13 protein-coding genes, 1 tRNA gene and 1 pseudogene are annotated in these 12,919 nt (G+C 56.3%); 1 reads left to right on the top strand and 14 read right to left on the bottom strand.

Annotated features, from left to right (window positions below; all coding sequences use genetic code 11):
* Positions 1 to 22: 22 nt before the first annotated feature.
* The 13 genes from BM160_RS22290 to thrS all read right to left on the bottom strand — a co-directional run bounded on the left by BM160_RS22290 (position 23) and on the right by thrS (position 11,849).
* On the bottom strand, positions 23 to 952 hold the full coding sequence (locus tag BM160_RS22290; protein WP_143093256.1) for a hypothetical protein: 930 nt from the start codon (positions 950 to 952) through the stop codon (positions 23 to 25).
* Between the two features lie 10 nt (positions 953 to 962).
* The gene (locus BM160_RS13410; RefSeq protein WP_092006269.1) at positions 963 to 1,208 is read right to left on the bottom strand and encodes a helix-turn-helix transcriptional regulator; all 246 of its coding nucleotides are present in this window, start codon (positions 1,206 to 1,208) and stop codon (positions 963 to 965) included.
* Between the two features lie 162 nt (positions 1,209 to 1,370).
* On the bottom strand, positions 1,371 to 2,015 hold the full coding sequence (locus BM160_RS13405) for a hypothetical protein (RefSeq protein WP_092006266.1): 645 nt from the start codon (positions 2,013 to 2,015) through the stop codon (positions 1,371 to 1,373).
* A 106-nt stretch (positions 2,016 to 2,121) separates the two neighbouring features.
* Positions 2,122 to 3,360 (bottom strand): tyrosine-type recombinase/integrase, encoded by a 1,239-nt coding sequence (locus BM160_RS13400; protein WP_092006263.1) that lies wholly within the window; start codon positions 3,358 to 3,360, stop codon positions 2,122 to 2,124.
* 215 nt (positions 3,361 to 3,575) lie between these two features.
* Positions 3,576 to 3,652 (bottom strand) — tRNA-Pro (locus BM160_RS13395).
* 35 nt (positions 3,653 to 3,687) lie between these two features.
* The gene (locus tag BM160_RS13390; protein WP_092006260.1) at positions 3,688 to 4,167 is read right to left on the bottom strand and encodes a MerR family transcriptional regulator; all 480 of its coding nucleotides are present in this window, start codon (positions 4,165 to 4,167) and stop codon (positions 3,688 to 3,690) included.
* Between the two features lie 156 nt (positions 4,168 to 4,323).
* A complete protein-coding gene (locus tag BM160_RS13385) occupies positions 4,324 to 4,650 on the bottom strand; it encodes an integration host factor subunit alpha (protein ID WP_092006257.1) in 327 nt (108 codons plus the stop codon).
* Between the two features lie 50 nt (positions 4,651 to 4,700).
* Positions 4,701 to 7,127, bottom strand: coding sequence for a phenylalanine--tRNA ligase subunit beta (pheT, locus tag BM160_RS13380; RefSeq protein WP_092006254.1), 2,427 nt, complete (start codon positions 7,125 to 7,127; stop codon positions 4,701 to 4,703).
* Positions 7,128 to 7,154: 27 nt separating this feature from the next.
* On the bottom strand, positions 7,155 to 8,219 hold the full coding sequence (gene pheS / locus BM160_RS13375) for a phenylalanine--tRNA ligase subunit alpha (protein WP_092006251.1): 1,065 nt from the start codon (positions 8,217 to 8,219) through the stop codon (positions 7,155 to 7,157).
* Positions 8,220 to 8,392: 173 nt separating this feature from the next.
* A complete protein-coding gene (gene rplT / locus BM160_RS13370; RefSeq protein WP_011483030.1) occupies positions 8,393 to 8,752 on the bottom strand; it encodes a 50S ribosomal protein L20 in 360 nt (119 codons plus the stop codon).
* A gap of 26 nt (positions 8,753 to 8,778) precedes the next feature.
* Positions 8,779 to 8,982 carry a 50S ribosomal protein L35 gene (gene rpmI / locus BM160_RS13365; protein ID WP_068832252.1) on the bottom strand — a complete coding sequence of 68 codons (204 nt, stop codon included), beginning with the start codon at positions 8,980 to 8,982 and terminating at the stop codon, positions 8,779 to 8,781.
* Positions 8,983 to 9,251: 269 nt separating this feature from the next.
* A complete protein-coding gene (gene infC, locus BM160_RS13360) occupies positions 9,252 to 9,845 on the bottom strand; it encodes a translation initiation factor IF-3 (RefSeq protein ID WP_092006248.1) in 594 nt (197 codons plus the stop codon).
* 96 nt (positions 9,846 to 9,941) lie between these two features.
* A complete protein-coding gene (thrS, locus tag BM160_RS13355) occupies positions 9,942 to 11,849 on the bottom strand; it encodes a threonine--tRNA ligase (protein WP_092006245.1) in 1,908 nt (635 codons plus the stop codon).
* Positions 11,850 to 12,213: 364 nt separating this feature from the next.
* Between thrS and BM160_RS13350 the strand changes: the two genes are divergently transcribed.
* Positions 12,214 to 12,573: a YXWGXW repeat-containing protein gene (locus BM160_RS13350; protein WP_092006242.1), complete on the top strand. Its 360-nt coding sequence runs from the start codon at positions 12,214 to 12,216 to the stop codon at positions 12,571 to 12,573.
* 101 nt (positions 12,574 to 12,674) lie between these two features.
* On the opposite strand, the pseudogene BM160_RS13345 reads toward BM160_RS13350, so the two are convergent.
* Positions 12,675 to 12,919, bottom strand: a pseudogene (locus BM160_RS13345) (group II intron reverse transcriptase/maturase); the annotation flags it as partial.

Genomic DNA, 12,919 nt, shown 5'->3' with positions numbered 1-12,919 from the left:
TGGCGTGTGCATCGGTAAGTCGTTATTCATATCTGTTGACAGGAATGCGAGCCACTACTCGAAGAAGCTTTGCATATCGCTGGTAAACGTCACTCCACTTCTTTTCGATGTCTAGAAGATCCGTGCGCGCAGTCTCACGGAAAGGGGCAGGTATGCAAAAGAATTCAGCCTCGCGATCTATCCAATCCATGTTGGACTTAATTTCGGCTCGGAGTGCGCGGCGGTGTTCGTTGGACCATCTGGCGCAAGCGTCAACGCAGGCCTCTAGTTCATCCCAGCTATGGGGCGGCCAGAATTTGCTGGATGGAAGAATTACGGGACGCTTCCCGTAGACCACCTGATAGTCGCTGAGCCCCTGCGCTCTTCGCCGATAAAGCACACTTTCCAGTTGGCCCACCTGCTTCGCCCACTCCTTCACAGTCTTGGTCTCGTTACCTATCGTGAGAGTTATCGAATTGGAGCGATTTCGGGTCTGGGTGACTTTATCCGCCCAACGACAGTTTGTTGGGCTATAACCTTCATCATTATTTTCTCGATCTATGCTGAACTCTGGAGATGGTCTAGGTCCCATGTGCAAGAGGAAACCCGGCAATGCTTCGAATGCTGGATCAAGACTTGCATAGCCCTTTTTACACCGGGATTTCATATTTTCGTGGCAACTCTGCGTGCCATAAAAAACGTCGTTCCCCCACAATTCGCGCAGCTCACGGTAAAGACTCAATAGATCTTTTCGGTCGCCTTGAAACTGCTCCAGCCTTGCCTTGACAGCACTATTGAGGCCGACTTGAATCGCTCCTTTTGTCTCTTGACTCCTTTTTTCGATACGTCCTTTAGGACTTTGTGAGTTTGGAAAGGAGATTATTTCGCAGGCGACACCCCTTGCTCTGTCAGAATCCGCCGCCCGAGAGCTGGCGCGCAGAATCGGTTTTTTAATAACGGCAATGTGTTTCACGTGCACATCCTCAACTCAAGATGAGGGCTCTGCGTTTGGCGTGCAAGTGCTGAACTAGCTCACGAATCTCAGCATCTGATTTACCAGCAATCCGCGCCGCATTGATGGCCTGCACTTCATCGGAGGGCCAGCCTTTTGAGCGCTGCCCAATGGCAACCCCTGTGGTGAAAAGCCCTTCCCTGATTGCGTTGTAGATGCTGGCATGGCTGCGGTGCCCTGTTTCCGCTTTCACTGCGGGCATTCTTAAGATTGCCATTGTTGACCCCTATCCGGCTTTGTATGCCGTTGTTGCGATGGGGTAACTGTCGGAGATTTTGAGTTTCAATAATAGGGTCGATTGACCCAGATAACATGGGTCGGATTACCCCGGGTAACCACGTAGAGCCGCACTGTTATTGGCTTTACTAGGGTCGGACCACTATGTATGCGGTCCGGTTGGCAGACCGTCAGCCCTGAGCATTGATGCGATGGAATTAGCTTTGGTTTTAGATATCCCGAATTCAGTTTGGAGCCATTTGATGACGGTCGCATTTAAGGGGGCGGTTGATACATCTGAAGGGTCATAGTTCACCCACCACTTTTTCGCCGCCGATTCGAGATACCCCAAAGTTTTCGTGTGGTGCTCACCCCAAGGCCAATTTCCTTGAGGTTTATCGGAAACTCCAGTTTGCTCCAACTCGAAGCGATAAATAGACTTAACTCCAATAGCTGCAAGCCAACGAGATAGCTCGATCCTTGTAAATTTCTGATATGGGAAGTCGGATTGCACGGCCCCCAACCATTCGCTAACATCATTTTCATTGTCTGGATCATCAAACTCGGTCATGCGCAAGCTGCGCAACTGATCTGCTTTAGGTGGCAAGTAGTCACCTTCAGTAGATGGAGTAAGGTTGCGAATTAAGCGATATCTAGCACTGTAATAGCTTAGTTCCATACGATCGATAACCGCTCGATTCACGTCCTGAGCAGACCCAATTTCAACCGGATCAATCCCCAATATCAATGCTGCGGCTTCCGATCCAGTGAACTCGGACTTAAAGTCCCACTGCGATAAATTTTCCATGGTTGTACTCTTTACCTCTCACCTTGATAAGAAGCCAGCGCTGCCGGATCAAGCTGTACCGGTTGTGACTACGGGTAATTAATACGTGCTGGGTACGGTTAAAAAGCTAAGCCGCCTTGAACTGGATCACGTCTGCACCGATGGCTAGCTTGTCCAGATAATCAGCCCACTGCTGCATCATCGTGACACGGTGTTTTAGGTACTGCGTGCGGTTGTAGGCCCGCCCGTTAGCATCCTTCACCGCGTGGGCTAACTGCGCTTCGATCACCAGCGGTTCAACGTTCAACTCCTCTGCCAACAGCGTGCGTGCGGTGGCCCTCAGACCATGCACGCTTTGCACGTCAGGCCCAAAACCCATGGTTAGCAGCGCCGCTCGTAAGGTGCCATCACTGATAGGCCGGTTATGGCTGCGCTCTCCGTGAAACACTAAAACGCCGTGTCCGGTCAGTGGGTGTAGCTTGCGCAAAATCTCCACCGCCTGAGTGGGTAGCGGTACAAGGTGTGGGTCGCCGTTTTCCTTACCGTCTTTGCCGCGCTTCATTCGCATGGCCGGAATAGTCCACAGCGCCGTGTCTAGGTTAATTTCGGCCCATGCCATGCCGCGCAGTTCGCCGGGTCGCTGAAACAGTATAGGTGCCAGTTGGAGTGCCGCCCGGACTATTGGCCCACCTTGATAGCCACGGATGGCCCGGATCAGTCCACCCAGCTTCACCGGCTCGGTAATAGCTGCAAAATGTTTTCCCCGGTGTGGCTTAAGCGCCCCGCGAATATCCGGGGTCACATCCCGCTTCGCCCGTGCTGTCGCCACTGCATAGCGCCAAACCTGCCCCGCCGTGGTCAACACCCGGTGTGCCACGTCCAAAGCGCCACGCTCCTCTACCCGCCGTATTACTGCCAGTAGCTCTATGGCCTCGATATCCCCAATACGCCGACTCGCAAAGAACGGGAAAAGATCTTTTTCAAGGTTGCGCTTTTCCCGGATGGCGTAATGACTGCTCCAACTGTCTAACTTTTGTTCGTACCATTCCAGCGCCGTTGCCTTGAAGGTATCGCCCGCCGGTGTGATGGCTTTCAGCTTTTCAATCTTGCGCACCATCACAGGATCACGGCCGCCGGATTTCATGAGTTTTGCTGCGGTCATTTCCTCGCGTGCCTTCTTTGGTCCAACGTCGGGGTAACTGCCCAGCGCCATACGGCCTTCTTTGCCGTCCTTGCGGTATTTCCAAAACCAGCGCTTCGATCCTGCCGGACTGATTTCCAGATACAGCCCGCCGGAACACGCCAGCCGCGCCCGTTTTTTGTCAGGTGGGCAAGTCGCATTTTTGCATTCGGCATCGGTCAGCATGGGGAACGGCTCCAAAGGGTTGAGGTCTGTCATTGGGGGATGGGGGAACATTTACCCCCAAAAGCCCGACTTACCCCACTTGTTCCCCTACATGTTCCCCCGCTTTGGGGTGCATGTCAATGTCGGACCTTGTACGCCGCTGCAGCATAAGACATTGATTTACCAATGAAAAAAGCCTCGAGGAATCACTCCCTAGAGGCTTCTGTCGTTCGTAATGGTCGGTGTGAAAGGATTCGAACCTTCGACCCCTTGCACCCCATGCAAGTGCGCTACCAGGCTGCGCCACACACCGACAAGCTATAGATTATAACCCGATGCAGGCCCTGTTCAATACATGGGACTGAGCAGATCGCGAATTTCGAATAACTCACGGCGCACCAATTGCAATTGGTATTGCGCCAGGTTTGTCATTGATAAATCGGCACCCTCAGGCTTGCCGTCTTCAAAATCGGCCATGTCGTCAAAATCGTCGGACAGGGAATCGCTCCCGTCCAGCAAATCTACAGCCTCCAGCATGACTTCACCATTGCGCCGCTGGTCGCGTTCGGTCTGAACGATCTCCTGCAGTTTGTTGCGCGCACCGCTGATCGTGAAGCCCTGGTCATAGAGCAGGTCGCGAATTCGGCGAATCATCAACACTTCGTGGTGCTGGTAATAACGACGATTGCCGCGCCTTTTCATCGGGCGCAACTGCGTGAACTCTTGCTCCCAATACCGGAGCACATGAGGTTTGACACCGCACAAATCACTGACCTCACCAATGGTGAAGTAGCGTTTCGCGGGAATGGACGGAAGGGGTTTTTCCAATTAAATCAATACGCTAAGAAACGAAACGTCAAATCTACTCTAAGTCGAAACTTAGCGCAAAGGGGCTTGCCATGGTTTTGTTCCAGGTGTCGTGAGACAACCCCATTCAGAGCGGTGAAGCATCTCAGGCCCGCCATCAAAAGCGCCTGCCTCACCTTACTCGGCAGTCGTATTGCCCTGTATCTGGTCTTTGAGCTTGTGGCTTGCGTGGAAAGTCACGACCCGGCGAGCCTCTATGGGAATAGCCTCCCCCGTTCGCGGGTTGCGACCGGGACGCGGCGCCTTGGTGCGTATCTGGAAGTTGCCAAAGCCAGAGATTTTCACGTCGTTGCCGTCCACCAGGCTGTCTGAAATCAGGTCAAAAAAGGCATCGATCATGTCTTTCGATTCGCGCTTGTTGAGCCCGATCTGCTCAAACAGCAGTTCAGCCAGATGCGCTTTGGTAAGCGCCGGGGTTTCCAGGCTCTGAACAGAAAATTCCATCGGGGTGCGCCTCCAGCTGACTACTTTTTATATGAACTTCTGCGAGCTTATCAGGCACGCAAACGGGCTTGCAATTGACTTTGCAGATTGACAAGCACCGCCTGCACCGCGGCCTCGATGTCGTCGTCGGTCAAGGTCGTGGTGCCAGCTGAAAGCTGTAAACGCACGGCAAGACTTTTCTCGCCCAGTTGCATGCCGGCATTGGCTTGCTGAGGTCGGTAAACGTCGAACAGTGTTGCGTCCTTGAGCAGGCCCTGGGTGTTGGCACTATGGATTGCCGTCATGAGCGCGGCATGCGTCACGCTCTCAGGAACAATCACCGCAATGTCTCGCTCCACAGGCTGGAGCTTGCTGACCGGTTTAAAGACTGGCACCGGTCGCTGCAGCACCGCATCGAGCTCCAATTCAAACAGCAGCGGCGCCTGGGCCAAGTCGTAGCCCTGTCGCCACTGGGGGTGCAACTCACCGACGAAACCAATTTGCCGACCCGCGACCGACACGCTGGCACAACGACCAGGATGCATGGCAGGATGCGTTGCCGGGGCAAAAACCGCTTGCAGCGGAGCCAGCAAGGCTTCGACATCGCCCTTGATGTCAAAGAAATCAACCACCTTGTCGGACAGACCCCAGTGCAGCATAGCGCGCGGTCCGTAGGCCAAGCCCGCCACTCGCATAGGCTGGTTGAAACCGGCCACCGTGGTGTCGGTATTTTGGCTTTGCGCATCGCGCAAAAATACCCGGCCCAGCTCAAACACATTCACGCGCGGGGCCTTGCGGTCCAGGTTGAACTTGAGCACCTGCAGCAAGGAGCCCAGCAGCGAGGAGCGCATCACGCTCATCTGGCTGGCAATGGGGTTCAGCAGCTTGATGGGATTCGGGTTGCCGGCCAGCTCGTGCTCCCAGCGCTCTTCCACAAAGCTGAAGTTGATGGTTTCCTGATAACCCAATGAAGCCAGCGCGCGGCGCACGGCAAACGGGCTGCGTTCGGCTTCGGAGCGGATTCTCGCCGTGATGGGCGCCAGCGGTGGGGTTTCGGGCAGGTGCTTGTAACCCACCATGCGCACCACCTCTTCAATAAGGTCTTCCTCGATTTGCAAATCAAACCGGTAGCTCGGTGGTGTGACGGTCAGCGTGCCATCGCCTTCGGCGACTTGCAGACCCAGGCGCTTGAGCGCATCAAGACACTGCGCCTGCGTCAGCGGCATGCCTATCACCTTGGCGGCGCGCGCCACGCGCAAGGTGACGGGCAACGCCTTAGGCAGGTTGACCTGCGCGTCATCCACCGGGCCGCAAACCGTTTCTGCCGTACCGCAGATCTCTATGATCAACTGGGTGATGCGCTCGATATGCTCGACGGTTTGACCGGGATCCACGCCACGCTCAAAGCGATGGCCGGCGTCGGTGGAGAAGTTGTAGCGGCGTGAGCGGCCGGCGATGGCCTTGGGCCACCAGAAAGCGGCCTCAACATAAACATGCTTGGTGTCATCCGACACCGCCGTGGCATCACCGCCCATAATCCCGGCCAGCGATTCAACCTGAACGTCGTCGGCAATCACACCCACTTTTTCGTCCAGCGTCACGGTATTGCCGTTGAGCAGCTTGAGCGTCTCGCCGGACTTGCCCCAGCGGACATCCAGCCCGCCGTGAATCTTGTCCAGATCAAAGATGTGGCTAGGACGGCCCAGCTCGAACATCACGTAATTGGAGATGTCCACCAGCGCCGTCACGCTGCGCTGGCCACAACGGGCCAGGCGGTCCACCATCCAGGCCGGTGTGGTGGCCTGGGTGTTGAGATTGCGCACGATGCGGCCGGAGAAACGACCGCACAGATCGGGGGCGCTGATCTTGACGGCCAGTTTGTCCTGATTGCCCACGGGCGTGACTGCAATCGAAGGTGCCTTCAAAGGCGCGCCGGTCAGGGCGGCCACTTCGCGCGCGACACCGTAGACACTCAGGCAATGCGCCAGATTGGGCGTCAGCTTGAGGGTGAACAGCGTGTCATCAAGCTTCAAGTGTTCGCGTATGTTTTGCCCCACTGGCGCATCTGCTGCCAGTTCCAACAGACCACCTTGGTCTTCGGACAACTTGAGCTCACGCGCCGAACAGAGCATGCCCTGGCTTTCGACGCCACGCAGCTGACCCAGCTTGATCAGAAAGGGCTTGCCATCTTCGCCGGGCGGCAGCTCGGCACCCACCAGGGCGCACGGCACCTTGATGCCAACGCGGGCATTGGGCGCACCACAAACGATGTTGAGCAGAGTGCCCTGCCCCACATCGACCTGGCAAACGCGCAGGCGATCAGCATTGGGATGCTGCACGGCTTCCCGAATTTCACCGACAACGATTTGGGTAAAGGGTGGCGCTACAGGCTTGAGCTCCTCGACCTCAAGCCCGGCCATGGTCAGGGTTTCGGCGAGCTGTTCGGTCGTGAGCGACGGGTTGCAGAATTCGCGCAACCAGGATTCTGGAAATTGCATGGTCTTACCTTGTTGTTCTTGTTATTTTTACGACTGGAATTGGGACAGGAAACGGATATCGCCATCAAAGAACAGGCGCAAGTCGTTCACCCCGTAACGCAGCATGGTCAGGCGGTCCGGGCCCATACCAAAGGCAAAGCCAATGTATTTTTCAGGGTCCAGACCCATGTTGCGCACCACGTTGGGGTGCACCTGGCCGGAGCCGGCGACTTCCAGCCAGCGGCCGGCCAGCGGCCCGGTCTGGAACTGGATATCGATCTCGGCGCTGGGCTCGGTGAAGGGGAAAAAGCTGGGCCGAAAACGCAGCACCAGATCATTGCTTTCGAAAAAGGTGCGGCAAAAATCGGTGAACACGACCTTCAAGTCCTTGAAGCTCACGTTCTCGCCTACCCACAGGCCTTCGCACTGGTGGAACATGGGCGAATGCGTGGCATCGCTGTCAACGCGATAAGTGCGGCCTGGCGCGATGACGCGAATCTCGGGCATGCTGCCGCCGGCGTCAATCAGTGTGCGGTGTTTTTTGACATGCTGAACCGCATAGCGGATCTGCATCGGGCTGGTGTGGGTGCGCAGCAGATTGGGCGCCGCTTCGGTGCCGCCCTCGACATAAAAGGTGTCGTGCATGGAGCGTGCCGGATGGTCTTCGGGCGTGTTGAGCGCGGTGAAGTTGAACCAGTCGGTTTCAATCTCCGGGCCCTGCGCCACATCAAAACCCATGGAGCCGAAAATGGCTTCAATCCGTTCCAGCGTCAAAGACACGGGGTGCAGACCACCCTGGCTGCGCTGACGGCCCGGCAGGCTCACGTCTAGCGCTTCGGCCTTGAGCTGCTTTTGCAGTTCGGCGTCGGCCAGCGCCTGGCGACGCTCGTTGAGCGCGGCCTCGATGGCCTGCTTGGCCAAATTGATGGCGGCACCGCGGGATTTTTTTTCTTCCACGGAAAGTTGCGCCATTCCCTTCATCAACTCGGTCACACGCCCTGATTTACCCAGAAACTGCGCTTTCGCATTCTCCAGATCGGCAGGCGTCATGGCCTGCGCAAAACTGGCTTTGGCAGAACTGACCAGTTCATTGAGGGCATCAGCTTCGTTCATAAATTCTCTTGTACGGGTGCGAGGAGGAAAACAGCAGCAACACTTTCGGCCACACGGCCATCACACGAGCGCTACATCACAGGCAATAAAAAAGGGCCAGAGCCTTTTCAAGCTCCAGCCCTTTATTTTCGTGCGTAATTAGCTACCAATTCAATAGCATTACACCTTGAAAATCAGGCGGCCAGCTTGGCTTTCACCTGTTCAACGATAGCGCCGAAAGCAGCGCTGTCATGGATAGCCATATCGGACAAAACCTTGCGGTCAATCTCGATACCGGCTTTTTTCAGGCCATTGGCAAACTGGCTGTAAGTCATGCCAAATGAACGGCTGGCAGCATTGATACGAGCGATCCACAACTGGCGGAACACGCGTTTCTTGGTACGACGGTCACGGTAGGCATATTGCCCAGCCTTCATTACCGCTTCTTTGGCGATACGGAAGACATTACCGCGGCGACCGCGGAAACCTTTTGCAAGGGCGAGAACTTTTTTGTGGCGGGCGCGAGCCGTTACACCACGTTTGACGCGAGGCATGTGATTACTCCTTGTTCGTCGTTAAATTAAATACCACGGCCTGGCAGCATCTGTGCCATGTGACCCATATTGGTCTCATGAACAGCAGTGGAGCCACGCAATTGGCGTTTGTTTTTGGTGGTCTTCTTGGTCAGAATGTGACGCTTGAAGGCTTGACCGCGCTTGACGGTACCACCCGGACGAACGCGGAAACGTTTTTTCGCGCTGCTCTTGGTCTTCATTTTGGGCATATTAATGCTCCTTTTCATTTGTGCTCGTGAGGCGCTGCGAACCTTACGCAGACTTGATGGCCCCGAGCCACTTGTAGTAGCAAGCTTTAAGGCTCGCCACTTGCAGCGGCAGAGTTTTAAGCCTGCCGCCTGTCGCAATGGTTTTGACACCATCACTTTTGAAAGGCCGGCTTGTCGCCCGCCTACTCAGGAACACCGTCAGGCGCCCCTTTCACGACCCGCTGATTAAAAACCAGCAAGCCCTTGTTTCATCTCTACAGCCGAATCGCTCAGCTCGCAGCGGAAGGCGTAGCCTCTGCCGACGGCTTGGCTGCGACCTTCTTGCGGCCCGGCGCGATCATCATGACCATCTGCCGGCCTTCGAGCTTGGGGAACTGCTCCACCACGATCAAATCGGCCAACTCGTCACGGATACGTGCGAGCAAAGCCAAGCCCAATTCCTGGTGGGTAATTTCCCGACCGCGAAAGCGCAAAGTAATCTTGCACTTGTCGCCGTCTTCCAAAAAGCGCTTGATATTGCGCAATTTGATGTTGTAGTCGCCATCATCAGTGCCGGGCCGGAACTTGACTTCCTTGACCTCGATCACTTTTTGCTTGGACTTCGCTTCCGCCGCCTTCTTTTGCTCGGCGTACTTGAACTTGCCGTAGTCCATGAGCCGGCATACCGGCGGCACAGCCGTTGGCGAAATCTCAACCAGATCTACGTCCGCTTCACCGGCGAGCCGGAGCGCTTCCATGAGACTGACAACGCCCAGGGGCTCGTTGTCCGGCCCAGTCAGACGCACTTCGGGGGCCATGATTTCACGGTTCAAGCGGTGCTTGCGTTCTTCACGGTGGCGGCGGTCACGAAATTCAGTAGCGATGGCTTTTGTCCTTCAATATTTGCTATAAAAGCTATAGCTGCTCGCGCCCGTCCCACAAGGACGACAGGCCTATTTCATCGACAAACTTGTCAAAAATCAGGCTTTTTGTGCAATGTCGGAAGAAATTTGCTGAGCAAATGCATCTAGGGACATCACTCCAAGGTCTTTATTACCCCGGGCGCGCACTGCAACTGCTCCGGCGGCCTTCTCTTTGTCACCGACGACAAGGATATAGGGCAGCTTTTGCAAGGAATGCTCGCGTATTTTATACGTAATTTTTTCATTGCGCAGATCGAGGTTGACTCTAAGCCCTTGATTTCGCAACGCTTTGGCAACTTCGCGAGCGTAATCAGCCTGTGAATCGGTGATATTGAGCACGGAAACCTGCACCGGTGCCAGCCAGGTTGGCAGTGCGCCGGCATGCTCTTCAATCAAGATGCCAATGAATCGCTCCAGGCTGCCGACAATCGCGCGGTGCAGCATCACGGGGCGATGACGTTCACCGTCTTCACCCACATATTCGGCATCCAGGCGCTCGGGCATGGAGAAGTCGACCTGAATGGTGCCGCACTGCCATTGCCGGCCAATCGCATCCTTCAGTGTGTATTCAATCTTCGGACCGTAGAAGGCCCCCTCGCCCGGGGAAATTTCAAACTCGCAACCCGACGCGCGCAGGCTTTCGATCAGCGCGTGTTCGGCCTTGTCCCAGCTGGCGTCGGAGCCGATACGGGCTTCGGGCCGCGTCGCCACCTTGTAGATGATGTTTTTGAAGCCGAAGTCGGTATAGACCTTTTGCAGCAGCGTCGTGTAGTCGACGCACTCCTTGAGGATCTGCTCTTCAGTACAAAAAATGTGGCCGTCATCCTGCGTGAAGCCGCGCACCCGCATGATGCCGTGCAGGCCGCCGGTGGGCTCATTGCGGTGGCACTGGCCGAACTCGCCGTAACGCAGCGGCAGGTCGCGGTAGCTCTTGATGCCTTGCTTGAAGATCAGGATGTGACCGGGGCAGTTCATCGGCTTGAGCGCGTACTCGCGCTTCTCCGACTCGGTCGTGAACATGTTTTCGCGGTATTTGTCCCAGTGGCCGGTTTTTTCCCACAGGCCTTTGTCCAGAATCTGCGGACCCTTGACCTCCTGATAGCCGTTGTCCTGGTAGACCTTGCGCATGTATTGCTCAACGCCTTGCCACACGGTCCAGCCCTTGGGGTGCCAAAACACCGTACCGGGCGAATGCTCATCAATGTGGAACAGATCCAGCTCTTTGCCCAGTTTGCGGTGGTCGCGTTTCTCGGCCTCTTCCAGCAGCGTCAGGTACTGCTGGAGTTCGTCTTTCGTGGCCCAGGCCGTGCCGTAAATGCGCTGCAGCATTTCGTTGCGGTGGTCACCGCGCCAGTAAGCGCCGGCCAGCTTCATAAGCTTGAAGAACTTCAGCTTGCCGGTGCTGGGCACGTGTGGGCCGCGGCACAAGTCCTCGAATTTTCCTTCGCGGTACAGCGAAACGTCTTCATTCGCCGGAATGCTGGCGATGATCTCGGCCTTGTAGTGCTCGCCCAGCTCCTTGAAATAAGCCACGGCTTGGTCGCGCGGCAACACTCGGCGCGTCACCGGCTCATCCTTGGCGGCGAGCTCTGTCATCTTTTTCTCGATGGCCGTCAAGTCATCCGGCGTGAAGGGCCGCTTGTACGAGAAGTCATAGAAAAATCCGTTCTCGATCACCGGGCCAATGGTCACCTGCGCCTCCGGAAACAGCTCCTTCACCGCATAGGCCAGCAAGTGGGCGGCGGAATGGCGTATCAGCTCCAGGCCATCGGCGTCTTTGGCGGTGATGATGGACAGCGCGCTGTCTTTGTCGATCAGGTAGCTGGTATCGACCAGCTTGCCATCGACCTTACCGCCCAGGGCCGCCTTGGCCAGGCCGGTGCCTATCGAGGCGGCAACGTCGGCCACGGTCACGGGGCCGGAATAATCACGTTTGGAGCTGTCGGGAAGTGTGATTTGAATCATGTTGAAAAAAATGAAAAAGTGTCGGGCAAAAAAAAACGCGGATCGGACCGCGCTTTACTATGAATTTTGTAGCTGGTAGCGCATAAGGCGCGCGGACTACGGCCTGATAAGCTATAAAAACTTTACCGTTGTAGTTCGCGGTGTCATAACCAGTCTGCCTTTCTCGCTCTTGCAATGGCTGTTGATATAACGAGCCTGATGCTGGATTCTAACTGCCTCACGCGGCCTGAGCCGCCAGGGCATGGGCTTGTATCTATACGGTAAAGAAGCGCCCCACGACAGCAAGGCGTAGGCTGCAAGCACCGCGCCAGCGTTGTAAGCATGAAAGACCCCTTTTTCATGGTTCAAACGCAGGAGTTTCACGATGACATCAAGCTCTATTTTTCGCCTGGCCGCCTTGTCCGCGGCCACTATGGCCTTATCGGCATGCGTGGTCGCACCGTATCCGCAAAGCCAGGCGGTTTACAGCCAGCCCGCGGCGCCCTATCAACCCGATGTGGTGGTGGGCGTAGCGCCCCCCGCGCCCTATGTTGAAGCCATTCCCGTCGCTCCCTTCGCGGGCGCGGTCTGGATCAGCGGCTATTGGGGTTGGTCCAACGGACGTCACCAGTGGGTGCCCGGTCGCTACGAGCGCCCGCGCCCCGGCTATCGCTGGCAGCCTCACCACTGGGCTCAGGCTCCGCACGGCGGTTGGCAACTGCGCGGTGGCGGCTGGGTTCGCTAAGCATTGACAAGCCATCGGCATAGGGGGCCTCCATTCTTGGAGGCACCCCTGCCACACCACCCGGCATGCGGGTCCGCACCGGGCGATTCGAGCGCTTGAGGTCAGGACAGTCTTGGCACCCCCAGCCCATTGAAGTACGCAATCGTCAGCACGATCTTGATGACCCCATTGCTGTTGCGCCACCAACGGTGGCAGTTTCCCGCCACCTGCTTGGCAACGTCTTCGCTGGCACCCATCGCCTTAAGCCCCCGGTAAATCGTCCTCGGCCGCTTCCAATGCCACAGCTGGATCGCCCTCAGGCGGTGGCGCAACCATTTTTCCAACGTTCGCCAGACTTTTGGCGTTT

It is taken from the genome of Polaromonas sp. OV174 (assembly GCF_900112285.1).
Classification (GTDB): Bacteria; Pseudomonadota; Gammaproteobacteria; order Burkholderiales; family Burkholderiaceae_C; genus Polaromonas.
The sequence above is the reverse complement of the archived record's forward strand: the minus strand, read 5'-3'. Positions and strand labels throughout refer to the sequence as shown.

Excerpts from the sequence above, each read along its gene's own strand:
- BM160_RS13400 (WP_092006263.1), bottom strand. The coding sequence starts at position 3,360 with ATGCTGACCGATGCCGAATGCAAAAATGCGACTTGCCCACCTGACAAA.
- rplT (WP_011483030.1), bottom strand. The coding sequence starts at position 8,752 with ATGCCTCGCGTCAAACGTGGTGTAACGGCTCGCGCCCGCCACAAAAAA.
- BM160_RS13405 (WP_092006266.1), bottom strand. The coding sequence starts at position 2,015 with ATGGAAAATTTATCGCAGTGGGACTTTAAGTCCGAGTTCACTGGATCG.
- BM160_RS13385 (WP_092006257.1), bottom strand. The coding sequence starts at position 4,650 with ATGGAATTTTCTGTTCAGAGCCTGGAAACCCCGGCGCTTACCAAAGCG.
- rpmI (WP_068832252.1), bottom strand. The coding sequence starts at position 8,982 with ATGCCCAAAATGAAGACCAAGAGCAGCGCGAAAAAACGTTTCCGCGTT.
- pheT (WP_092006254.1), bottom strand. The coding sequence starts at position 7,127 with ATGCAATTTCCAGAATCCTGGTTGCGCGAATTCTGCAACCCGTCGCTC.
- thrS (WP_092006245.1), bottom strand. The coding sequence starts at position 11,849 with ATGATTCAAATCACACTTCCCGACAGCTCCAAACGTGATTATTCCGGC.
- BM160_RS13350 (WP_092006242.1), top strand. The coding sequence starts at position 12,214 with ATGACATCAAGCTCTATTTTTCGCCTGGCCGCCTTGTCCGCGGCCACT.
- pheS (WP_092006251.1), bottom strand. The coding sequence starts at position 8,219 with ATGAACGAAGCTGATGCCCTCAATGAACTGGTCAGTTCTGCCAAAGCC.
- BM160_RS13410 (WP_092006269.1), bottom strand. The coding sequence starts at position 1,208 with ATGGCAATCTTAAGAATGCCCGCAGTGAAAGCGGAAACAGGGCACCGC.